This window comes from Streptomyces sp. RLB3-17 (genome assembly GCF_007113425.2).
Taxonomy (GTDB): Bacteria; Actinomycetota; Actinomycetes; order Streptomycetales; family Streptomycetaceae; genus Streptomyces; species Streptomyces mirabilis_D.
Genome location: NZ_CP041610.2, coordinates 7,909,673 through 7,931,540, shown reverse-complemented (window position 1 = coordinate 7,931,540; position 21,868 = coordinate 7,909,673). Strand labels below are relative to the sequence as shown.

Annotated in this window: 17 protein-coding genes and 1 pseudogene; 7 read left to right on the top strand and 11 right to left on the bottom strand. The window is 67.8% G+C overall.

Annotated elements, in window-relative coordinates:
• Positions 1–4 precede the first annotated feature (4 nt).
• The 6 genes from FNV62_RS35865 (at position 5) to FNV62_RS35840 (ending at position 9,349) form a co-directional block, all read left to right on the top strand.
• Complete coding sequence (locus FNV62_RS35865; protein ID WP_144315798.1) at positions 5–1,477, top strand: tyrosine-type recombinase/integrase; 1,473 nt, start codon at positions 5–7, stop codon at positions 1,475–1,477.
• Entirely contained in the window at positions 1,474–4,302 is a 2,829-nt protein-coding gene (locus tag FNV62_RS35860) for a hypothetical protein (RefSeq protein WP_144315797.1), read from the top strand. The genes FNV62_RS35865 and FNV62_RS35860 overlap by 4 nt, the downstream gene beginning before the upstream one ends.
• Complete coding sequence (locus tag FNV62_RS35855) at positions 4,302–6,422, top strand: hypothetical protein (RefSeq protein WP_144315796.1); 2,121 nt, start codon at positions 4,302–4,304, stop codon at positions 6,420–6,422. The genes FNV62_RS35860 and FNV62_RS35855 overlap by 1 nt, the downstream gene beginning before the upstream one ends.
• Positions 6,419–6,826 carry a hypothetical protein gene (locus tag FNV62_RS35850; RefSeq protein ID WP_144315795.1) on the top strand — a complete coding sequence of 136 codons (408 nt, stop codon included), beginning with the start codon at positions 6,419–6,421 and terminating at the stop codon, positions 6,824–6,826. The genes FNV62_RS35855 and FNV62_RS35850 overlap by 4 nt, the downstream gene beginning before the upstream one ends.
• Before the next feature lie 172 nt (positions 6,827–6,998).
• Positions 6,999–7,526: a hypothetical protein gene (locus FNV62_RS35845; protein ID WP_144315794.1), complete on the top strand. Its 528-nt coding sequence runs from the start codon at positions 6,999–7,001 to the stop codon at positions 7,524–7,526.
• Positions 7,523–9,349, top strand: a complete 1,827-nt coding sequence (locus FNV62_RS35840) for a pentapeptide repeat-containing protein (RefSeq protein ID WP_144315793.1) — start codon at positions 7,523–7,525, stop codon at positions 9,347–9,349. The genes FNV62_RS35845 and FNV62_RS35840 overlap by 4 nt, the downstream gene beginning before the upstream one ends.
• Before the next feature lie 42 nt (positions 9,350–9,391).
• Here the strand turns inward: FNV62_RS35840 and FNV62_RS35835 are convergent, their stop codons facing one another.
• The 3 genes from FNV62_RS35835 to FNV62_RS35825 all read right to left on the bottom strand — a co-directional run bounded on the left by FNV62_RS35835 (position 9,392) and on the right by FNV62_RS35825 (position 15,226).
• Positions 9,392–9,544, bottom strand: coding sequence for a hypothetical protein (locus FNV62_RS35835; RefSeq protein WP_164657648.1), 153 nt, complete (start codon positions 9,542–9,544; stop codon positions 9,392–9,394).
• Between the two features lie 932 nt (positions 9,545–10,476).
• Complete coding sequence (locus tag FNV62_RS35830) at positions 10,477–10,776, bottom strand: hypothetical protein (RefSeq protein ID WP_144315792.1); 300 nt, start codon at positions 10,774–10,776, stop codon at positions 10,477–10,479.
• 64 nt (positions 10,777–10,840) lie between these two features.
• Positions 10,841–15,226 carry an NACHT domain-containing protein gene (locus tag FNV62_RS35825; protein ID WP_205523172.1) on the bottom strand — a complete coding sequence of 1,462 codons (4,386 nt, stop codon included), beginning with the start codon at positions 15,224–15,226 and terminating at the stop codon, positions 10,841–10,843.
• Between the two features lie 160 nt (positions 15,227–15,386).
• Here FNV62_RS35825 and FNV62_RS35820 point away from each other — a divergent pair, with 160 nt between their 5' ends.
• Positions 15,387–15,569 (top strand): hypothetical protein, encoded by a 183-nt coding sequence (locus FNV62_RS35820; RefSeq protein ID WP_144315790.1) that lies wholly within the window; start codon positions 15,387–15,389, stop codon positions 15,567–15,569.
• A gap of 284 nt (positions 15,570–15,853) precedes the next feature.
• On the opposite strand, the pseudogene FNV62_RS35815 reads toward FNV62_RS35820, so the two are convergent.
• The 8 genes and pseudogenes from FNV62_RS35815 to lepB (FNV62_RS35780) form a co-directional block, all read right to left on the bottom strand.
• Positions 15,854–16,966, bottom strand: a pseudogene (locus FNV62_RS35815) (YifB family Mg chelatase-like AAA ATPase); the annotation flags it as partial.
• On the bottom strand, positions 16,966–17,337 hold the full coding sequence (locus FNV62_RS35810; RefSeq protein WP_095852379.1) for a YraN family protein: 372 nt from the start codon (positions 17,335–17,337) through the stop codon (positions 16,966–16,968). The gene FNV62_RS35810 and the pseudogene FNV62_RS35815, both read right to left, overlap by 1 nt.
• A gap of 157 nt (positions 17,338–17,494) precedes the next feature.
• Positions 17,495–17,803: a DUF2469 domain-containing protein gene (locus tag FNV62_RS35805; protein ID WP_003965949.1), complete on the bottom strand. Its 309-nt coding sequence runs from the start codon at positions 17,801–17,803 to the stop codon at positions 17,495–17,497.
• Positions 17,804–17,858: 55 nt separating this feature from the next.
• Complete coding sequence (locus FNV62_RS35800; RefSeq protein WP_143628258.1) at positions 17,859–18,386, bottom strand: NUDIX hydrolase; 528 nt, start codon at positions 18,384–18,386, stop codon at positions 17,859–17,861.
• Entirely contained in the window at positions 18,376–19,119 is a 744-nt protein-coding gene (gene lepB / locus FNV62_RS35795; protein ID WP_097286410.1) for a signal peptidase I, read from the bottom strand. The genes FNV62_RS35800 and lepB (FNV62_RS35795) overlap by 11 nt, the downstream gene beginning before the upstream one ends.
• A gap of 81 nt (positions 19,120–19,200) precedes the next feature.
• The gene (gene lepB, locus FNV62_RS35790) at positions 19,201–20,151 is read right to left on the bottom strand and encodes a signal peptidase I (protein WP_097286409.1); all 951 of its coding nucleotides are present in this window, start codon (positions 20,149–20,151) and stop codon (positions 19,201–19,203) included.
• A complete protein-coding gene (gene lepB, locus FNV62_RS35785; protein WP_054235357.1) occupies positions 20,036–21,118 on the bottom strand; it encodes a signal peptidase I in 1,083 nt (360 codons plus the stop codon). Before lepB (FNV62_RS35785) ends, lepB (FNV62_RS35790) begins: the two co-directional genes overlap by 116 nt.
• Complete coding sequence (gene lepB, locus FNV62_RS35780; protein ID WP_054235358.1) at positions 21,111–21,827, bottom strand: signal peptidase I; 717 nt, start codon at positions 21,825–21,827, stop codon at positions 21,111–21,113. Before lepB (FNV62_RS35780) ends, lepB (FNV62_RS35785) begins: the two co-directional genes overlap by 8 nt.
• Positions 21,828–21,868 lie beyond the last annotated feature (41 nt).

The following is a 21,868-nucleotide window of genomic DNA, read 5'->3' as shown; positions in this document are numbered from 1 at the left end:
AACCATGACCGAACGTGACTGGCGGGTGTTCTACACCCGCCGCGACCTGCCCCGGCCGCAGACCGCCGACCCGCTGATCGACACTCTGTGGGATCTGGACGAGTGGCTGGACGAGCACAAGGTGCTGGACGGCACGCCGTATCTGATCAGCCCCGACGGCCGCTACGACATCGAGCTGAACGAGTTCTTCACGCAGCTGGCCGCCGCGCCCGAGGGCACCCAGCGCGCCCACGCCTCAGACCTGAAGCTGTGGCTGTCCTTCCTGTGGCGCAGTCGCGGCCGCAAGGACTGGCGCCACGCGACCCCGCAGGACCGGGCGGCGTACAAGCAGTGGCGTACGGCGGACCCGCGCGGCCCGCACGTCGACTGGCAGACCTGGGACCGCGAGGTCGCCACCGTCAACTCCTTCTACAACTGGGCCATCCACCCCCGCCGGAAGTACGCGGCAGAAAACCCGATCCTGCAGCGCGAGAGCCGGGCCCGCGACAGCCACGGCCGCCGCCGCGGCGGCACGACGCCGGCCGAGGCCTCCCACACCGGGCCACGCAACCAGATCGTGTGGCTGACACCGGAGATGTACCGCGCCTGGCGGGACATCGGACTACGGGGCTACACGCACCAGGGGCTGCGCGACCGCTCGTTTCGGGGCCGGTTCGGCACCCGTAACGCCACCTATTCCGACCTGATGATCCGTACCGGGCTGCGGCTGTGCGAGCAGACCTCGCTGTCGCTGTTCGAGGTCCCACACCCGGTGCCGGGCAAGGCCAACCTGCGCAGCTGGCTGCCCTGGACGATCGCCAAGTACGGCTCGGCCCGCTGGGTGTACTTCCCGGCGTCCTCGCTGAAGGCGGTGTGGGACTACATCGAGGAGGAGCGGGCCGAGGCCGTCGAGTACGCCCAGGAAGACGGGGTGTACGAGCGCATCCGCAACCCGCTGATCATCACCGACCGGGCCAACCTGAAGGTCGTCGTCGACGGGGAGAGGCTGACCGTCGACCAACTCGGCCATGCCGAAAGGCGACGGCTGCTGATCGACACCCCGGACGGGTTGGAGCCCGCCGCGCTGTGGCTCAACGAGCGCGGGCTGCCCAGCGGCCGGTCCTGCTGGCAGGAAGTCTTCAAGGCCGCCAACCGGCGCTGCACCCGCCACGGGCAGCAACTGCGCTCTCACCCCCATGCCCTGCGTCACAGCTTTGCCGTGATCACCCTGGAACAGCTCTGGCGCGGCCACATCGAGGACATGGCCGCGATGAACCCCGGTCAGCGCATGACTCACCAGATGGTCTTCGGCGACCCGCTGAACTGGGTCCGCATCAGGCTCGGTCACCAGAGCGTGGTCACCACGATGCGCTACCTCCACGCCCTGGAGGAGCTGGAGATGGAGACCCGCCTGGCCCTGATCCCCACCGCGTGGGAGCCCGCCGGCGTCGACTCGTCCGAACTCAACAAGCCCGCTTCGGAGGCGAAGACCGCATGACCGCGCCCCTTGCCCACCCGTCCGACGCCCTGCATGCCGCGAGCGAGCCCGGCGTGCTGAAGGTGCTGTTCACCGCCGCCGACGGCACGCAGGAGGTCTTCTCGTTCGCCTCGCTGTCGATGCCCGCCTTCCATGCCGACCTGGCCGCCGCCTTCCGGGCCCGCTGCGAGGCTCTGCACTCGGTCAAGTCGGCCAGCAGCCTGTTCCGGTCGACCGCACGGTTCCTGTCCTTCCTCTCCGAGCAGGAGCAGCCCCTGGGCTCCGTCGGCGATCTGACGCCCGAGCACATGAGACAGCTGCTGCACTTCCGCGCTGCCAGCACGACCCTCACCACGGCCCGCACCGTCTTGTGGGACGTGTGCCGCCTGTTGCGGCACGTCCACCCCGGCGAGCGACTCACACCCGAGATGCGCGGCTACCTGGCGCTGTCGAGGAACGCGTCCGACTTCGGCGCCGGCGAGGCATGGCCGGGCCTGCAGGAGGAGCGCCGGGACAAGTACGCCTACCGGCGCCACGTGGACGACCCGGACAACCCGCTGATCGTTCCTTTGATCACCCCGGACGGCACCCGGCGCGCGTTTGACTTCACCCCGCTGCCGCTGCCCGCCCTGCACCGGGACATGGCGGCGGCCTTCCGGGCCGAACTCGGCCCCGCGGGCAACGGGGTGTCATTCACCATCGGCGCAACGATGTTCCTGGCCGTGCAGTCCTTTCTGGCACACCTGGCCGAGCACGACCAGCCCCCGCGTTCCATGGCCGAGCTGGTGCCCGCCAACCTCGATGCGTTCCACATCAGCCTGCAGCAGGCACGTGTCCGGAAGTGGGCGAACCGCCACCTGATGCTGGTCCGGCAGGTGCTGCAGCACGTCACCCCGTACGAGCAGCTCTCCGCGGAACTGCGAGCCCGGCTCGACGGTGTCCCCCCGTCGACCGACAAAGCCCCGTCGGGGCCCGTCGCGCCAGCGCGGCCCGGCAAGGGTCGCGCCTCGGCGATGCCCGACGGCCCCTACGAAGCCGAAACGGCCCGCGCCAGCGTCCCCACGACGCTGACCGTGCCGTTCACCGGCGAGGACGGCCGCCGCAGGCACTACTCCTTCGCCCAACTGCCCTTCCCGGCCTTCCACGCCGAGTTCGCAGCAGCGTTCGCAGTCCGCATCGGCCCGACGGGCACCCTGCGCACCGAGGCCAGCGCAAACCACGGCTTCGGCGCCATCAGGCGGTTCCTCACCTTCATGGACACCCTCGCCCGGCCCCCGAAGTCCCTGAGCGACCTCACGGTGCGGCACCTGGAGCGCTACCGCCTCCACCGGCTTCAGACCACCAAGGAACCCGCCGTACACTCCGAACTGACGAGCGTGCGCCAGCTCCTGCAGGAGGTCACTGCGTCCACGCTGCTGTCCCCGGAGCTACGCGACTACATCCGCCGCCCCGGCCACACGCGCCGCAGCACGCCTGCCCAGGGCGTCCCCGGCTACTCTGACCGTGAATTCCGCGACCTGATGGCCGCGGCCCGCAGCGACGTCGTGGCCATCCGCGACCGCATCCGCAAGGCCGAGCGGCTGCTGGAGACCTTCCGCACCACACCCGAGACACTCAGCCCGGACGAACGGCTCCTGGCCGAGCACCTGGACACCATGGACCGCACGGGACGGGTCCCGGCCGTGCGCACCCATCTGCGGCAGCACATCATCGCCGGGCGCATCGAGCTGGCCCGGCAGCTCTTCCTCACCGATGCCGACCTGGCCCCGCTGACCGTGCTCGCCGTGGGCCTGACCGGCCGCAACGTCGAAACCATCAAGGAACTCCCGCACGCCCACCGCATGCTGGACAACCGCGCCGTCGCCGTGAACCTGACCAAACGGCGCCGCTCCAAGGTCATCACGCGGGAGACCGTGCACTGGGAGACCGGCGGCAACGACAGCCGCCAGCTCCACGCACCCGGCGGCTGCTACCTCCTGCTGCACCAGCTCACCGCCCGCGGGCGCCGCTACTCGGGCGGCGAGCGGCTCTGGAGCATCTGGACCGGGGCCAGCGGCACCAAGGGCGTCGACTGGGAGACCAAAGCCGCCGCCTTCGGCCACATCGACCCCTACGCCGCCCGGCTCGGCCGCGCCCTGCGGCTGAGCCAGTGGGGACAGCGCCACGGCCTGCTGGATGACTCCGGCACCCCGCTGCCGATCGACATGAACCGGCTCAAGACCACCGTCGAGGTCCGCACCACCAAGGCGATGGGCGGGCACATGCCCTCTGCGTCCCGCACCAACACCCTCGACGTCTCCTTCGCCAACTACCTCAAGGGCGACCCCACGGTGCGGGAGTGGGCCGACGAGATCCTGACCACCGCCATCAACCAGGCCGAAGACAACGCCCGCGGCTTCAAACCCCACGTCCTGACCAGTGCCCAGACCCAGGCCATAGCCCACGCCCCCGAGCAGTCCGCCGCCGCCCTGGGCACCACGCCGCAAACCCTGCACCAAGCCCTGGACGGGCAGCTCGACACCGTCGCCAGCTCCTGCCTTGACATCAATCACAGCCCGTTCAGCGACGGCAACCGGTGCGACGTGTCGTTCCTGACCTGCCTGCGCTGCCCCAACGCACTGATCACCCACGACCACCTGCCCGTGCTCCTGGCCCTCGTCGACACCCTGGAGGCCACCCGGCAGTCCATGGACATCGACACGTGGGTGCACGAGCACGGCCGGACCTGGCTCGCGCTGACCCGCCTGATCCTCCCGCAGTTCACCGACGCCGAGCGCGACAAGGCCGCCCTGAACAAGCCGCAGGACCTCGGCCTGGACCTGCTCGACGTACCGAAGGACATCTGATGACCACCGCAACCGCCCGCGCCCTCATCCGGGGCATCCCCGACGACGCCCTGGTCCTGGCCAAGCGCCCACTGGTCGCCGGCGTCCGGCTGACCGACACCGCACACTTCGGCGGCGACAAGTGGGACCTGACCCCAGCCGTGCACCAGCAGCACCAGCAGGCCCTGAGCCTGAATTTCCTCACCCTGCCCGCCCAGTTCCGGCACACCGCCAAGGAATTCTTCTTCGCGCTCCTGCGCCACGACCATCCCGACGGACAACCCGAGCTCAGCATCGTCACCATCCGCGGCCGGTTCAGCCAGCTCAAGGAGTTCTTCCACTGGGCCGACCAGCGCGGCGTAACACGGCTGAGCGCCCTAACCCTTGAGGACTTCGAGGACTACCGCGCCTTCCTCGACGCCACCCGCAAGTCGCTGCTCAACCGATCCAACAAGCGCGGTGCGGTCCGCCAGCTGTGGGTGTACCGGACCAAGCTGACCGGCGACACCCTCTCCGTCGACCCGTACATCCTGTGGGACGACCCCACGACGTACGGGAACCGTGGACGCACCCGTCGCGGCGCCCGCGAGAACACCACCGACCGGATCCCTGAAGAAGTCATCGGGCCCCTGCTGACCTGGGCCCTGCGCTGGGTCGAGGACTTCGCTGACGACATCCTGCGCGGCCTCAACGACTGGCAGCAGTCCCGCTCCGCCAAGCTGTCCAAGGGCATGGTCGACGGCGAGTCGCCTCGCGAGCGGCTGCTCGTCGTCCTGGACCGCTACCGCCGTGAGGGCCGGCCGCTGCCCCGCACTACCTACGGTCCCAGGGCCGTCAAGGTGCCGGTGACCGTGAACTTGAAGCAGCTCGCCCGCGAGGCCCGCGTGCATACCAGCACCCTCAGCAAGCAGTCCGAACACCGGCAGCTCATCGACGATGTCATGGACGAACTCGGCCTCGATGACACGACGTACCTGCGCACCCCCATCCGCGGCACGCTGGACGGCCAGCCCTGGCTGCCCGCCCTGCGCTGGGACACCGCGGAGGACTACGCCCGGCTGCTCCAGGCCGCCTGCTACATCGTGATCGCCTACCTGTCCGGGATGCGCGACAGCGAGGTCAAGCACATGAAGCGCGGCTGCCTGAGTATCTGGCGCGATGAAGAGGGCCGCCCCGTCCGGTACCGGGCCACCAGCCAGGCCTTCAAGGGGGAGGGCACCCCCGAAGGCGTCGAGGCCACCTGGATCGTCAACGCCGCGGTAGCCAAGGCCATCAAGGTCCTGGAAGAACTCCAGCCCGCCGAGCAGCCGTTCCTGTTCGCCGTGCCGCCCTCCTCCCGCGCCCACCCCAAGACCAAGACCAACTCAGCCCAGACCAGTGAGACCACGCGGCGGAATCTCGCCTTCCTGGTCCAGTGGACCAACGACTACTGCGCCCGCCTCGGCCGCCCCGACGGCATCCCAGACGTCAACGGGCGCCCCTGGAAACCCCAGACCCGGCAGTTCCGCCGCACGCTGGCCTGGTGCATCGCGCGGCAGCCCGGCGGCACGATCGCCGGCGCCATCCAGTACCGCCACCACTCGATCCAAATGTTCGAGGGCTACGCAGGCACCTCCACCTCAGGCTTCCGCCCCGAGGTGGAGGCCGAGGAGGCCATCGCCCGTGGAGCAAAGCTCGGCGACATCATCCTCAGCCCCGCCCCGCAGAAGCTCACCGGGCCGGCCGCCGACGAAGCCGAAGCCCGCCTCGCCGCCCTTGAGGACGAAGTCGACTTCCTCGGCAAGGTCATCACCGACGACAAGCGGCTGGCCCGCCACATGCGCCGCCATGATCCGCACATCTACCCCGGCAAGTTCGTCACCTGTGTCTACAACCCCGACCGGGCCCTGTGCCGACGGGGCGACTCCGACGGGCCGTCCCTGCCGGACTGCCAGCCGCTCAAGTGCCGCAACGTCGCGCTGACAGCCGAGAACGCCGACGCCTTCATCGCCTGGCTCCAGCGGCTGGAACGCGCACTCGCCAACGGCGTCATCCTCGCGCCCTACGTACGCAACCGCATGGAACAGCGCCGCGCCGAGCTCGCCGAGTTCCTCGAAGCCAACAACATCCCCACCAGCACGACCAAGGAGACCGCACGGTGACCCGGCCGACCCTCACCGACGACGAAGTACAGCTCGCCATGGACCTGGTGCTCCGCGAGGCCCAGGAGTCCGGCCGACGCCCCACCATCACGGCCGTAGAGCGGCGGCTGGACGTCAAGCACGCCACCTTCTACCGGAACTTCCCCCACCTGATCGCCTCGTTCCAGGAGCGGGCCGACGCCCAGCGCAACATCCCCAAGCCGGAACAGGACACCAAGCACAAGAAGACCCCCGAAGACACCATCGCCGACCTGCGCCGCGAGAACGCTCAACTCCGCCGCACCCTCGGCGTCTACGCCGAGGCCCTGCGTCAGCTCACCCTCGACTACGCGGAAGTACGCAGCCAGGCCCAGCAGACTGCACACGTGACCGACCTCGCGGCCCACCGCAGCCGCCGGCCCTGAAACCGAGCCAAACCGAACAGCGCGGAGGCGCCGCCCAACGGTTAGGCGGCGCCTCCGCGCTATCGAGATCAGCGAGAACTGCTGACGGTGGCCGAGGACCGCCTTGTTCGCCGGGCACTTGAGGCGAAAAGATCAGAAGCCAGTGATCACACCATCAAGGGGGAAGAGCTCGGTGAGCACCTCACTGCTGTCACCGGCCGGATGGCTCGTGCTGGGGCTGCCCTGGCCGGCGGAGACCCGCGACGGCTGGGGGGAGTGCGCGGTCGCCATCGCGCCGCCGATGATTCCCCGCTCTCTCGTCAGCCAGGGCGCCGGCATCGCGCTCGACTCCGCCACCGGCCTGGCCCGTGACCCGAACCACGGCCCGGGCAAGGCCGTGTTCTTCTCCGACGTCACCCTGTGGCTCGACAAGCAGGGCAAGACCTGGTCCGATCTTGGCATCGACTACGAGGCCGTCATCGACGAGCTCCTGAACGCGCAGGTCCCGCAGCTCTACCTCACACTCACGAAGAAGGCCCACGCCATCCTGTGTGACGCCAGCCGCGAAGGCCTGCGCTTGCACTACCCCAACGGTGACGTCGAACACGTCACCCCGCAGGTCCGACGCGACGTCCACGACGGCATCGCCCAGAGCCTCACCCGGGACTGGCCGCCCTACATCCAGGGCCTCATCGACAGCGGCGCCCTGCAGACCCGGTGAACCTCATACACGCGGGCGGTCCCATCCTGGCCTTCCTGAGTGACGATCCCCGGCTTCGCTGGCCTGGCTGCGGTTTCCCTGGCGACCGCGGCGACTGCTTCGGTGTGCCGTGGGAGCCGTACGACCGGTGCCTGGCCCATCTGGAACCGGAGGAACGCAGGCAGGCGCTCGGGGCGTTATCGCCCGGCGCCGCGGTGGACTGCCGCGGCGTGCCCTTCACCCGCGAACTGCTGGAAGAGCTCAAAGCAGCGGTCGGCAACACCTTCGGTGAGGCAGACTTCGGCCGCGCCCGCTTCCCCGAGCTGGCCGACTTCACAGGCGTCACGTTCACCGGCGAGGCCTTCTTCTGGCTCGCCCACTTCGCCGATGACGCTCTCTTCTACGAGGTCACCTTCAACCGCGACGCTGTCTTCGAGGAAGCCGTCTTCGAGATGGGAGGCGCCTTCGAACACGCGGACTTCCAAGGCTCCGCGTGGTTCCAGGACACCCTCTTCGGCTCGGACGCCGCCTTCGAGCACGCCAGGTTCTCCAGCGGGGCCCTGTTCTCCCGCGCCCAGATGTTCGGCGAGGCTGCCTTCCTCGCCGTGACGTTCACCGACGGGATCGTCTTCGTCTCGGTACAGGTCGAAGAGAGGGCACGATTCAACGAGGTGACGTTCGGCCGTGACGCCGTCTTCGCCGGGGCCCGCTTCAAAGGCGACGTCGACCTCCCCGACACGACGTTCACCGGGCCCTTGGTGGGCCCCATCGTCTGCGGCGGTGTGCTGGACCTGAGCCGGGCCGTCCTGACCTGCCCGATCCGCATCCGGATCGCCGCCGCGCAAGTTCTCCTTCAGGCGGCGCAGATCAACACGGCGCTCACCCTCGACGTCCGCTACGCCGACGTCAATCTGCAGGACGCCGTGCTCTCCCAGCCCGTCGCCATCAACTTCCACCCCCGGCCGTTCTCCTTCAACGACGGCCCGCTCCCCGAAGACCCGCTGACCGGGCAAGACCCACGGCCGCTGATCGTCATGCTGGCGGGCGTGGACGCCGCCTTCCTGGCACTGTCCGGAGTGGACTTGTCCGCCTGCCTGTTCACCGGCGCCCATCACCTCGACCAGCTTCGCTTCGAAGGACACGTCCCCTTCGACGAACCGCCGGCCCCCTGGACCCGCCGCCGGACCATCGCCGAAGAGCACCACTGGCGCGCCCTGCCCCTCCCCGGCCGCCGTACCGCACAGACCCGGGGCTGGCAGCCCTGCCCCAACCACCCCGACCCCGCTACGACCCCCGGACCCAAGGACTTAGCCGCCACGTACCGGCAGCTGCGCAAGGCCCTGGAGGACGGCAAGAACGAGCCCGGCGCCGCGGACTTCTACTACGGCGAGATGGAGATGCGCCGCCTGGACCACGACACACCCTTCGGCGAACGCATCCTGCTGCACGCCTACTGGCTGGTCTCCGGCTACGGTCTGCGCGCCTCCCGGGCCCTGGCCGCCCTCGGGGTGGCGATGGCCCTGACCGTGTTCCTGATGATGCTGTGGGGCCTGCCCAATCCGACGCCGAAGCAGACAGCGACCGGAACCATGCCCACCCCCGGCAGCCGGATCCACCTGGTGATCGACAAGGACGACCCCGCCCTGTCCGGACCACTCAGCCAGCGGTGGACCGCCGACCGCGCGAAGGACGCCGGGCACGTCGTGCTCAACTCCGTCATCTTCCGCTCCAGCGACCAAGACCTCACCACCGCTGGCACTTGGATCGAGATGTTCAGCCGATTCAGCGAACCAGTCCTCCTCGGGCTGGCAGCACTGGCGGCCCGCGGCCGGATCAAACGCTGATGCCGGCCCCGTGCACCGCCGGCATCTGGGCCCTGGCCGCCTCTATTGCGGCTCGAGGTGGCCGTGGCGGCTCAGAAGGCGGTTGAAAAAGTCGGTGAGCATCGCTTCCGCAGCTACGTGGTGGCGCAGCTCGTGGCCGCCGATGCGGTAGACCTCGTAGCCCTGCAGCGTGAGTTGGCGGTCCTCCGCCACCATCGCGGCGTGGCGTACGGGGTCAGTCGGCCGGACGGGACGGTGACTGTCTGCTGCATCGCCGCGCGGTCAGGCTCGCGGGAGTAGTGCCAGTCGATCCCGCACCCACATCGCCGCCGTGCCCCGCGGGTTACTCGCCCTCGCCATCCGCACCGTCAACGGCGGGACCAACCGACCCCGGCCAGACCGCATTGCCACCGCGGCCACCCCTCCGACCGCTCGTTCTGCCCCGCTCCAACAAGGCCAGCACACAGACAGGACGATTAGCCGGACCACCGAAGAACTTCACTCAACAGAGCGAAGATCACCAACAGCATCCGAAACTGCGGACAGAGCCATTTTCGGGCATCCCCATCAGCAGTCAATGCCCGCGCACGGCGACGCCGGGCGCCAGGTCCGCCAACTGCACCCCGCCGACCGGACACTCCCTCACCCGTGGCGCTGCCAGTCCAGCCACCACTGCGGGTTCCAGTCCGGGTCGATTGCTGCCAACGCCTCCGCCCGCTCCGGGTAGCCAGCCAGCGCCCCGGGACGCCGCGGGCTGGACAGCCACGTACGGCACCGCTTGGAAGAGCAGTGCACCGACCTGACCAGCTTCCTCGAAGTCCACAACCTCCACATCGCCGAGAACGAGGACAAGCGCAGTGACCCGGCCAACACTCACTGACGATGAAGTACAGCTCGCCATGAAGACGGTGCTGCGCGTGGCCCAGGAGAACGGCCAGCGCCCGACCATCAGAAGTCGTATCTCAACCCAACGTGATCATTTGATTCTTGCTGGTCAGGCATGGTTTCTCTCCCTCCGTCCGCCTTCCAGCTGCCAGCCCTTGCCGATCAGGGCGTAGACCTGAATGTCACTCTGCAGCGTCAAATGAGATCTTCTTCGACCAGCAGGACGGCTGCGGGTGTGCCCGCGGCCGGGTCAGCCGGCTTAGCTACTCGGCTCGATCACGGGACGCACCCTCGATGTCGCATGCCACGTCCTCCATCGTGGACGCTGTCGACATGATGTACATGATTCGAACATAGGGGAATTGCTGTTCAAGACGGTCAAGATCCACGCCCTGATCCGTTGCCGCGCCTTTCAGCTTTTCCGGTGGGACGGAATTCTCGAGCCTCGCAAGCAGATCGGAGTCGCGATTTCTGCGTACCGCTGCTTTGAGAGCTCTCACGTCGGTGGAAATCTCTGCGAGATCGAGCAGCGCGTGTATCTGGAGTCCGACGTCGAGTGTCATACGGCAACGCACTGCAGCTGGAGAAGGCAGAAGGTCTTCCAGATCAGTGTCCCTAACATTTCCCTCACTCATCGCTGGCCTCCGGACTCTTTCCGCCGCTTGGTCGCCGCGAGCGAAGCCTTCGCTCCCATTCCTCCGCGAGGCCATAGCGTCCCAGGCTCACCGCAGCTCTCCTGCCGAGTTCCAGAATGTAGTTCTGCTCGTCGACATCTTCGTCGAGGATCGAGACGTCGTCCATGTCCCACAGCCACGAGCCCGGGTTTGTGGGAGTTCCCCGACGGTAATAGTCATCCCCAATGTCTAGCGCGAACTCCGCATCGCCCCTGAGCAGACGAAGCAACATGCGGTTGGCGACGTTTACGGCGAACGGCACCGCGAATAGCTCAGCCGCCCGGTCGAGTGTACGCAGCGCAAGATCCCGGTCCAGGGGGATCTGACAGAACCCAAGGTTGTTGATAAATCGGGCATTGTCTGGTGACTCTGCCACCGCCGCCTCGTAGACGGCAGCGGCAACGTCCGCCCGCCCTCTCTTCAGTTGTGTCGCAGCGATGTCCGCTAGTACCCACGACCACTTCGGGGTGCCCTGAAGTGACGGTGAGTCCAGCATCACCGGCGGCCAGGAGGTGAAGAGGGCATTGGCCCGGCGAGCGGCCACGGCGCGGGCGTGCTCCAGGCGCTCAGTGAGCGTCGGCGAGGCGTCGAACTGTCTCACAGCCTGCAGGAGTACAACCACCCGCATACAGCCCGACCACGACATAACCTGCTCGAACGCCTCGTCGCTGGCCAGGCCCGCGGCGATCCGCAGCCCGGCCACGTCCGCGGACGAGCGCATGTAAGCGGGAAGCATGTCGAGCAGCTGGGCGACGTGGGTGTAATCCTTGTTCGCTGCCGACAGCCAGGCAGACAGGACGACCCGGCTCCCCGCCGGGAGCGACTTCAGGTAGGAATCTACCTGCCGGTGCGTACTCCAGGTACGGCCGGAGGCGCCACCGGCAGCAAACAGGACTGACACTGCATCGGAGGTCGGACGCAGCCCCTCCGCCTGCCGTGCGCCGATGGACGCCAGCGCCATCGTCGCAGCCTCATCCAAGTCATTGGACAACAGAGCGGCCTCGGCCCGAGCGTCAAGTAGTTTGGCGCTGAACGTCGCCTGGGTGTGAACCACTTCTTCTTGTCGCTCCGGCCAGCGGGCGCGCAGTCGGGCCAATTCGATGTCTGTGAGCTGGTGCCGGATGGCGACCAACCGTGACTCGGCCAGTGGTGCCACGCGCGGCTGGACATCGATCCATGTGGTCACCGTCCCCACCGCGACGACGTTGGTCAGTGCGGCAGCGCGAATCCTGTCATCACCGTCCGCCGGTATGGCCCGGCGCAAAGCGCGCAGCAGTTGGTACTGAACAACTGATTCATGGTCCGAGTCGAGCACCTCGGCGATGGTGGGCATAGCCGCCGACTCGGCTCCCTGATCAGACATATTCGGGTTCGGCTGGTCCTTCGCCGCCCTGGTGTCCACCTGGCGCACAGTCTCCGGAGCCGGGCCGAAGGCGCCGTCCGGTTCTCCTAGCACCTGGACGAGCGGGCCGAATACACCCTGAGCGATGGCGGAGCGCAAGCGATCACCGAACTCCTTGGGCAACCGGTCTGCTTCCTCAACGAGGAACTGCCCAACACCCATCACATCGTTGTGGCTTAGGGGCCGCGCGAAGGATTCCCAGACGCCGACGACGGTCATTGTCTCGCCATCGTTGATCTCCCGGGCCAACCGCCAGCGCAAGTCGGGCCGACGGTCGGCGTCGAGGATGTAGCGGGCCAAGACGATGAGCAACGGATCGTGCCGGGCGACGGCGCGTACCCGTTCGACGGCGTCCGACAGTGCATCGACTGCCGCGCTCTTCGGTAGGCCCTGTACGAGAGCCTGCTCGCCGCGTTCGACGGTCCCCGGACCCGCCGTCAGAAGCAAGGCGGCACAATAGGGATCGGTTACGTGCAGGGTGCCCGCGACCAACTCCCCGGAGAGCGGCCGCGCGACATCAGTGCCCAGAAGGCGTTCAGTGAGCGCTCGCCGGCTCGTTCTTGAGTCCTCCTCCGTACCTTCCAGCAAATGCCGCATAGCCATGTCCGAATCGAAAGACCGCAAAGCGTGGGCGGCGGCGGCAGCCCGTACGACAGGTAGCATCTGCACATCGGCGGCCAGCAACTCCAGGGCGGTGAGCGCGCCATTTGCACCTGTCTCGGCCAGTGCTTCGACTGCCGCCTCACGCTCGTCCGGCGTGAAGTCGTCCCGGCGGGCACAGTCGATCAGGGCTTGCAGGGACTCCGCCGACGAGCCGCTCGCGATAGTGCGCATGGCGGCAGCGATCACATGAGAGGGGAGAGAGGGGTGCAAGAGATTGCGCACCAGCCCCGCCGTCTGCTGGTCCTGCAGTGAGGAGAGCAGCATCGCACTGCGGCTCCTGTCGATGGCGTCGTCGGAGCAGAGCAGGATCAGCAACTCATCGCGGATCGACTCACGCTTGTCCGCGCTCACCGCGCCACCTGCAGCGAGTACCAAGCCCGCCGTGAAACGGGCAGCGTTGAGGGGGTCGTCGGGGAAGCGGATCTCCAACTCCCGAACCAGCTTGTCTGGGTCGTCCAAGAATGCCCCAGTCGCCCCGATGACCTGTTCCCACTCGGGTTGCGACCATATCCGCCAGATCTCATCCGACCAGCTGTTATGTCGCGCCAGTAGCTTGGCCAGCAGGTGGTCGCGGATCGCGTCGTGCAGGAATGCAAGCGCATGGTGGTGTTTCCACTTGACCTTGCGCACCACTCCCGTTGCCACGAGATCGTCTATTACAGAAGCGCATGACGTTAGCTGCCGCAGTTCCTGCCAGGCCGGATCGCTAGCAAATTGGCGCTCAATGTCGGTAATCGGTACCTCGGCGAGGAGGCCCGTGTCACTTTGGAAGAGCGACGCGATCTCCTCCATGAGCTGTTTCCGTAGCCGCACCCGTTCGTCGTTGGCAGTCAGCTCCTCATCCCGGCCCTCGCCTCGGGTGAGCCGGTCTAGGGCAAGTTCCCACAGCTCGCGTTCGGTGCGCGGCGGGGCAGCATCGGGCGTGTCGGAGACCTTACACAGCAGTGCCAGCAGCAGCGGAGAACGGAGTAGTTCGAGCCGCCGTTCGATCACCCAACGTCGAACCCGGCGGGCCGGCTCTGGGCGGTCGGTGAACCAGGCACCGACGAAGTGGAGCTGTTCCGGCGTACCGAAGGGCTGCAGCTCGCAAAAGGCTGCGTACTTCGCGAAACGATGCTGCGGTATGGCCGACGGCCGGGTGGTCAGGACGAATCTGCTGTGTTTCGGGTTAAGCAGGCTGACGATCTCACCAAGCCTCTGGGCCAGCCGTGGCTGCTGGTTGCGCACCTCGTCGTAGCCATCGACCAGCAGCTCAACCGCTGCCTGCTCTTCCAGAAGCCTGAGGACCGTGGGCACTGCACCGGGCGCCCAAGCGACATCCGGCGGCAGCGATTCGGCCAGGGCCTTGGCGAGTTCGGACCGGTCACCTACCCGCGGCATGCCTTCGCCGAGGGTCGACTCCAGCTTCGGGGCAGTGATCAGAATCGGGATCCGCCCATCGGACTGACCCTCCAGCCGCTCCTGGGCGAGAGTCAGCGCACGCCCGCGCACCGCCCAGCTCTTACCCGATCCCGGTCCGCCGACGAGCAGCACCCGGCGGTACTGGTCAAGCGCGCTAGTCCACGGCACCCGCCGCGGCATGCCTGCGGTATCGCTCTTGTCCAACCACCTTAGCTCTGTGGCCTGTTGGTAGGACGTTTCACTCTCCGACTCGCCGGAGGCGGCCGGTGGTGTGACGGTCACTTCCTGCAAGAGGGTTGTGAAAGGGACTTGCGGAAACCAATTCGGCAACTCGGCGCAGTGGTCAGCGAGCTGTTCGAGATAGTCACGCAGCCCCTTGTCCTCCACATCGGCGCCCGGTCGCCCCTCCTCCGCCATCACCCACGACGCGATGCGAACTGTAGCCTCGCTCATCCAACGCGATCCGGTGCTTCCGTCGCGCGCGTCCTCGCCGTCTCCGAGTTGCCGCACCGCATCTGCGATGGTCATGCCGGCGAGCACACAACGCAGCACCTTCGACTGGTGAATGTCCAGGCCCAGTAGCTCGGCCAGCTCCCCATGCCTGTCGGGCAACTGCCGATAGAGGGCTGTCCGGATGGCCTTGCATGCTCGCCTGGCATCAGTGCCGTCCTGCACCTCGGGAACCCCGTCGAGCGCATCCTTCATGAGGCTGAACCGCCGGACGCCTGTCAGCGCTCTGACCAGCTCTTCGGGTGGCTGCTGCTTGCGCAGCACGACGGCCAGGACGGTTTCAAGTTCCCCACGTCCATCGTCGTACCTAGTGCCCACATCACCAACGTACTGGAAAGGAGCCGTCTTCGCCTGAATAGTCACGAAGTGTGACCGCCTACCGTCTGCGCACTCATGCAGAAATGCATACGGATGCATCGCAGCGTGCAGCGTCAGTGCACAGCGCTGGGATGAAGCTCATCCCGCTCGCCGAAAGACGGCGAGGCCCCGGTCGGTTCGGGAGAGTTCCGGGAAGGAGCCGCCCATGAGCGTCTTCATCATGTTTACGCTCATCGTCATCACCCCCCTCGTCCTCACCATGTCTTTCATCCTCATCCGCGGCTCGCTGAAGGCCAAGGATCCCGCACAGTATGCGATCGACGTGCTGAAGCGGATTCCGGCGCTGATCCGCGTGCTATGGGACGGGCTGCGCACACTCGGGCGCTGATACTGCCGAAGCTGCGGGTTCGAGAGCTGTTAGATGGAGGTGCTGGCCCTCCGCCGCCGCCGCAACGGGCAAGTACCCCAGAGAGGTGGCCAGCGCCACTGGCTGAATACTCGTCGACACATCAATCTTCAACGCTTGTCACCCCCAGCAGGCGCAACAGCGTCCTCAAATACGAAGCGTCACTTCTCGTTGCGTGGCAACACCCCCAGACAGGCCTTCTCAACGACCGTCATCGCTCGCTTGCGGAAGCCTCGCGCGGTGATGGACATGTCCGCCCCCGCATAAGCCAGCACCATCAGGAACCGCGCCGGAAACCGCACCACCCCCGCACTGCGCGCGATCACCACATGCCCCGCCTCCAGGGGCTGGCGCAGCGCGTCGAGGGCCTGGCTGCTAAATTCGGGCGTTTCGTCCAGAAAGAGCACCCCGCGGTGCGCCAGGGACACCGCGCCCGGCCGTGCGATTCCCTGGCCGCCGCCGACGAGGGCCTGCATGGTCGCCGAGTGGTGCGGGGCGCAGTAGGGAGCGATGTCGACCAGGGGTTTGCCCGGTGGCAGCAGGCCGGCGACCGAGTGGACGGCGGTGACCTCCAGGGATTCGCCCTTGGTGAGCCGCGGCAGGACGGCCGGCAGCCGCTCGGCGAGCATCGTCTTGCCCGCTCCCGGGGGACCCTCCAGGAAGAGGTGGTGACCGCCCGCCGCCGCGACCTCCACGGCGGTCCGTGCCGAGTGCTGGCCCACGACGTCGGCGAGGTCGTGACCGTGGTCGTGCTGGGCCGCGCCCATGCCGTGCATGCCGGTGGCGGCGCCCGTGCCCGGCATCCGCAGTCCCGCCATCAGCGGATCCGGTCGCCCCTGCTCGTCCGGATCCTCCTCGGGCACCGGCTCGTCCGTGAGCACCGCGATCAGCTGGCGCAGACTGCGCACCCCGAGCACCGAGATCCCCGGTACGAGCGAGGCCTCGGCGGCCGCGCACTCGGGCACCACCACCTGCTCGTACCCGGCGTCGGCTGCGGCCAGGACCGCCGGCAGCACGCCCCGCACCGGCCGCACACGTCCGTCCAGGCCCAGTTCGCCGATCATCACGATGTCGGAGAGCACCCGGGGATCGATGCGCTCGGCGGCTCCCAGCACCGCGCAGGCGACGGCCAGGTCGAAGCCGCTGCCGCCCTTGGGTACGGATGCCGGGCTCAGGCCGACCGTGAGCTTCTTCTGGGGCCACGCCGAGCCGGAGTTCACCACCGCCGCCCGGACCCGGTCCTTGCTCTCGGTCAGGCTCTTGTCGGGCAGGCCGACCAGGGTGAAGGCCGCGACGCCCGGCTCCAGGTCCGCCTGGACCTCGACGACCACGCCCTCGACGCCCACGAGGGCCACCGCACAGGTACGCGCGAATCCCATCAGGCCACCCCCCGCGCGTGCTCGACCACGGGCGCGCCGCGATCGGGGAGGACGACGCCGATCAGATCGATGCGGACGCCGCCGGGTGGTGCCCCGCCGTGTTCCTGGAGCCAGCGTTCGGCCAAGCCGCGCAGGCGCTGTGCCTTGGCCGGCGTGACGGCCGCCATCGGGTGCTCGAAGGCTCCCGCCTTGCGCGTCTTGACCTCGCAGACGACGAGCGCGTCGCCGTCCCGGGCCACGATGTCGATCTCGCCGGTCCTGCCGCCGCGCCAGTTGCGCGCCAGGACCGTCATCCCGGTCTCGGTCAGCCGTCGTGCGGCCAGATCCTCGCCGTACTTGCCCAGTGCGTTGCGTGCCTCGGGTGTGTTCATGTCGGCACCACCTCCGGCGCCAACACTGAGGCCACTTCGACCGGCTATTGGATCTTGGTGGACAAACGGCCGACTGTGGACAGCCCTCTCACCCACACGAGGGTTCCCGGCCCGCTATCGGTCGCTCGACCGGCCGCCCGTCGTCAACCGCCTGTCATCAACCGCCCGGCAGTTCCAGATCGCTCTTGTTCAGCTCCTCGATATTCACGTCCTTGAACGTGAGGACACGCACCTGCTTCACGAAACGAGCAGGTCGGTACATGTCCCACACCCAGGCATCCGCCATGGACACCTCAAAGAACACCTCGCCCTGGACCGAGTGCACCTGCATCTCGTAGTCGTTGGTGAGGTAAAAGCGCCGTTCGGTCTCGATCACATATTTGAACAGACCGACGACATCGCGGTACTCCCGATAGAGCTTCAGCTCCATCTCGGTCTCGTACTTCTCGAGGTCCTCGGCGCTCATGGCATGTTCCCCTTCAGCCGTGCGTCCCCCTATTGTGCGCCAGCCCCGCGAGCCTCTAGACGATTTCGGTGTCGAGGATCTCGGGCCTGGCCGGAGGACCCTCGTCGAGCAGCCTGCGCAGCAGCCCGGCGAGTCTGGTCGGATACACCGTCTCATGTGCCTCGGTCAGTTCCCGGCACGTCCACCAGCGTGCTCCGGCGACACTGCGCCGTTCCAGCTCCGTCAGCCCGGCGGCGACGGTTCCCTTCTGGCTCGTACGGGCCAGGAAGTACCACTCGTCCTGGTCCCAGCGCCGTCCCGCGAACGGGAACGAACAGCTCCGCCGCCACAGCACCGGGCCCAGCTCGACCTCGGTGATGCCGGTCTCCTCCACGAGTTCCCGCAGCGCGGCCTCCTCCCGCGTCTCGTCGCCCTCGAGGCCTCCGCCGGGTGTGAACCACCAGTCGTCCGCCGGATCGTCCGGCTCGTGGCCGTGCAGCAGCAGAATGCGGTCCTGCTCGTCGAGCAGCACGACCCTGGCCACCTTCCGGGGCCCGCCGTCGGAGTCCTCGATCGGACCCCCGTACGACGCCTCAGGCGGCACCGGCGAGCTCCGTACGCGTCCGGCCGCGACGCCTCAGCCGCGTGGCGATCGGCCCGTACGCCGCTCCGCCCAGCACCAGCACCGCGCCGACCACGATGGCGGTCAGGACCAGCCGCAGCGGCCCGGGCGACGAGATCCCGCCCAGCGTCTCGAAGCCCGTGGGGCGCGCCAGCATGCCGTCCATCGGCCAGGCGATGGCGTCCACCCGGCCCTTCACCGCGCTGCGCGCGACGGTGCCGTTGAAGGCCTCGGTGAGGTGGGCCGTGGAGTCCAGTGAGCCGCTGCGCTCGTCGCCGAGCAGGAAGAGCCGGTCCTTGGGCACCTCGACGGTCGGGATCTGGGTCGACTCCGCGGCCTGGCCCTTGGCGAGATACGGCTCGTCGATCTGCTTGCCGTTGACGGTCAGCTTGCCGTTCGTGCAGCACGCGACCGTGTCACCACCGACCGCGACGACCCGCTTGACGAGGAGCATGTCGCCCCAGCTCTTCTGCTTGAAGACGATGACATCGCCACGCTTGATGTCACCGCCGTCGATCCGCTGGGCCAGAATGCGATCGCCCGCCTTGATGGTCGGCACCATCGACTCGGTCGGCACGGTGTACGGCTGGTATTCGATCGCACCCCAGGCGAAGCCGCCGAGAAAGAGCACACAGCCGAGGGCCACGGCCAACCCCGACAGCACACTGCCGAGCCGCCCGCGGCCCTCGTCCGTACGACCTGACGTCCTGCTCATCCCAGTGCTCCCCCAACTCGGAGAATCGATCCCACGGCCCCACCTGCGGGCCGCGGAAGATCGGCGATCTGGGACGGCACCCTACCCGGCGGTACCCCGACCAGAAACCCTCGGGTTTCCGGCGGTAAGGCGACGCCTGCGCCACAGCACCAACGGCACCGCGCCGGCCAGCCCGAGCGCGCCCGGAGCGGCCGCGCTGAGGTTCTGGTCGAAGGTGTCGGGAATCGGCAGCGTGTCCCAGCGGGTGGGCGGCCAGGCGATCACGATGGCGCGGCCGACGACATTGCCCACCGGCACGAAGCCCTGGTGATCGTCCTGCTGGTGATAGCGCGAGTCCAGCGAGTTCTGCCGGTGGTCACCCATGACCCAGATTTTGCCCTTGGGTACCGTCACCTTGAACTGGCCGCCCTGGTCGTCGACGCTGCACGGGGTGTTCCCGGCGTAGACGTAGGAGTCCTCGTTCAGTGCCTTGCCGTTGACCGTCACCGGGCCGGTGCCCTTGCACTCGATCGTGTCACCGGCGACGCCGATGACACGCTTGATGAGGTCCTTCTCGTTGGCGGACGGCATCAGGCCGATCTTGCTGAGGAACGTCTGCACGGCGTTCGGGTTGGGCGTGGGCTCGCCCGCCAGCCAGTTGTCGGGGTCGTGGAAGACGACGACCTCGCCGCGCGAGGGCTCCGAACCGAACCACGGGGTGAGCTTGTCGACCAGAACCCGGTCGCCCTGCTGAAGGGTGTTCTGCATCGAGTCCGAGGGAATCGAGAACGCCTGGACCAGGAAGGTCTTGATCAGCAGCGCGAGAACGAGCGCGATACCGATGAGGAGCGGGAGTTCCTTCCAGAAGGAACGTGGCTTCTTGGGCTTCGGCTCCTGCTCGCCCTGCTCCTTCGTACTGCCGCCGCCGTCCCCGGAGTCACTCCCGGAGCCCGTGACGTCGGTCGTGGCCGGGGTGGCCGATCCGTCGGGTCGCTCCGGCTGCTCCTCGGGGCCATCGTGTCCGGATCGTGCGCCGACCGCCAAATCCCCCACATCCACTCCTCACTCCGTGCCGCCGCCTGCGCCGGATCCGGCGCAGGCCCACCACTCCCATAACGAGCGGGAGTTCCGCAGGGCTCGGGAGCGGGATCAATCGATTGAGATCCGCGGACGCCACCCTATGCGACGGGCCGAGGGCGGTTGCCGACCCGCTCGGTACGGACGCGAACGTGTCCGGTTCCTTCAGACGGGTCCAGTGCCCGAAGGGCCAGGCGATGACCATGGCTCTGCCGACGACCGAACTCTCGGAGACGGTACCGCCGTATTTCTCGGTGCGGTGGTAGCGGGAGTCGGCCGAGTTGGCTCGGTGGTCGCCCATCACCCAGAGACGGCCCTTGGGCACGGTCTCCTCGAACGGGAAGTCCGACGGCTTGTTCCCTGCCTGGATGTACGGCTCGTTGAGCGGCATGCCGTTGACGGTCACGCGCCCTTGGGTGTCGCAGCACTTCACGGTGTCGCCGCCGACCGCGACGACCCGCTTGATGAGGTCCTTGTCGTTGTCGGAGGGCAGCAGACCGATGGCCGTCAGGCCCTCTTTGACCTGCTTGACGACGACGGGGTCGTTCTTCTTGGTGGTCTTCTCCCCGGCCAGCCAGTTGCCGGGGTCCTTGAAGACGACGACGTCGCCACGCTGGGGCTTGGAGCCGAACCATGGCGTGAACTTGTCGACGAGCACACGGTCGCCGATCTGGATCGTGTTCTCCATGGAACCCGACGGGATCACGAAGGCTTGGACGAGGAAGGTCTTGAGGACCAGGGCTATGAGCACCGCGACGCCCACGAGGAGGGGTATCTCCTTGATGGCGGAGCGCCGTCGGCGCCGCTTGACCTTGCGCTGCAGCTTGCGGCGCTCGGCACGGCCGGGCCGTACGGCGCCGCCGGCGGCGCGCCGGGTGCCGGTGGGCAGCAGGTTGTCGGCGGCGTGGTCGGAGACCCCACGTGGCCTGCCGCGGTTACCCATGGACACCGTCCGCGGTGGGCACACGCGCGTAGGCGGCGGCACGCTGCAGCCGGGTCCAGTGACCCGCGGGCCAGGCGATCCAGTCGGCCCTGCCGATCACATCACCGACGGGGATCATGCCGCCGCCGGGAGACCCCAGGTGGTCGCGGGAGTCGCTCGAGGCGCTGCGGTGGTCTCCGAGGAGGAACAGGCTGCCGGTGGGCACCACGACGTCGAAGGAGACGTCGGACGGGCTGTCCCCCGGGTACAGAAACGTCGACTCGTCGACCGACCGGCCGTTCACCTCGAGCCTCCCCTCCTTGTCGCAGCAGACCACGTGGTCTCCCCCCACACCGACGACGCGTTTGACGTAGTCGGCGTTCCCGAAATACCCGGTGCCGTCGAACACGACGACATCGCCGCGCCGCGGCTCAGCACCAAAACGGTACGCCAACTTGTTTACGAGAACGCGGTCTCCGATCCTCAATCCGCGCTCCATCGAGCTGCTGGGAATCTCGAACGGCTGCATCACGAAGTTGCTGAACAGCACCAGGAACAGCAGACAGACCAGCACGGTCAGAGTGATCCGCCCACCTGGGAGCCAGTCGGCGGCCCGGTCCACCAACGCGAAACGCGACCGTCCCTCCGGCCCCTCGTCGTCCGAGATGTCCTCGGACTCGGTGGGGCGGGAGGAGCGGTCGCGCTCCGTGTGCTGTGCTTCGGTGTCCATCGGAGCCAGATGTTATCCGGCGTCCATGTGAACCCCTTCGC

Excerpts from the sequence above, each read along its gene's own strand:
- FNV62_RS35865 (WP_144315798.1), top strand. The coding sequence starts at position 5 with ATGACCGAACGTGACTGGCGGGTGTTCTACACCCGCCGCGACCTGCCC.
- FNV62_RS35860 (WP_144315797.1), top strand. The coding sequence starts at position 1,474 with ATGACCGCGCCCCTTGCCCACCCGTCCGACGCCCTGCATGCCGCGAGC.
- FNV62_RS35855 (WP_144315796.1), top strand. The coding sequence starts at position 4,302 with ATGACCACCGCAACCGCCCGCGCCCTCATCCGGGGCATCCCCGACGAC.
- FNV62_RS35835 (WP_164657648.1), bottom strand. The coding sequence starts at position 9,544 with ATGGTGGCGGAGGACCGCCAACTCACGCTGCAGGGCTACGAGGTCTAC.
- FNV62_RS35830 (WP_144315792.1), bottom strand. The coding sequence starts at position 10,776 with ATGACACTCGACGTCGGACTCCAGATACACGCGCTGCTCGATCTCGCA.
- FNV62_RS35820 (WP_144315790.1), top strand. The coding sequence starts at position 15,387 with ATGAGCGTCTTCATCATGTTTACGCTCATCGTCATCACCCCCCTCGTC.
- FNV62_RS35810 (WP_095852379.1), bottom strand. The coding sequence starts at position 17,337 with ATGAACACACCCGAGGCACGCAACGCACTGGGCAAGTACGGCGAGGAT.
- FNV62_RS35805 (WP_003965949.1), bottom strand. The coding sequence starts at position 17,803 with ATGAGCGCCGAGGACCTCGAGAAGTACGAGACCGAGATGGAGCTGAAG.
- lepB (WP_097286410.1), bottom strand. The coding sequence starts at position 19,119 with ATGAGCAGGACGTCAGGTCGTACGGACGAGGGCCGCGGGCGGCTCGGC.
- lepB (WP_054235357.1), bottom strand. The coding sequence starts at position 21,118 with ATGGGTAACCGCGGCAGGCCACGTGGGGTCTCCGACCACGCCGCCGAC.
- lepB (WP_054235358.1), bottom strand. The coding sequence starts at position 21,827 with ATGGACACCGAAGCACAGCACACGGAGCGCGACCGCTCCTCCCGCCCC.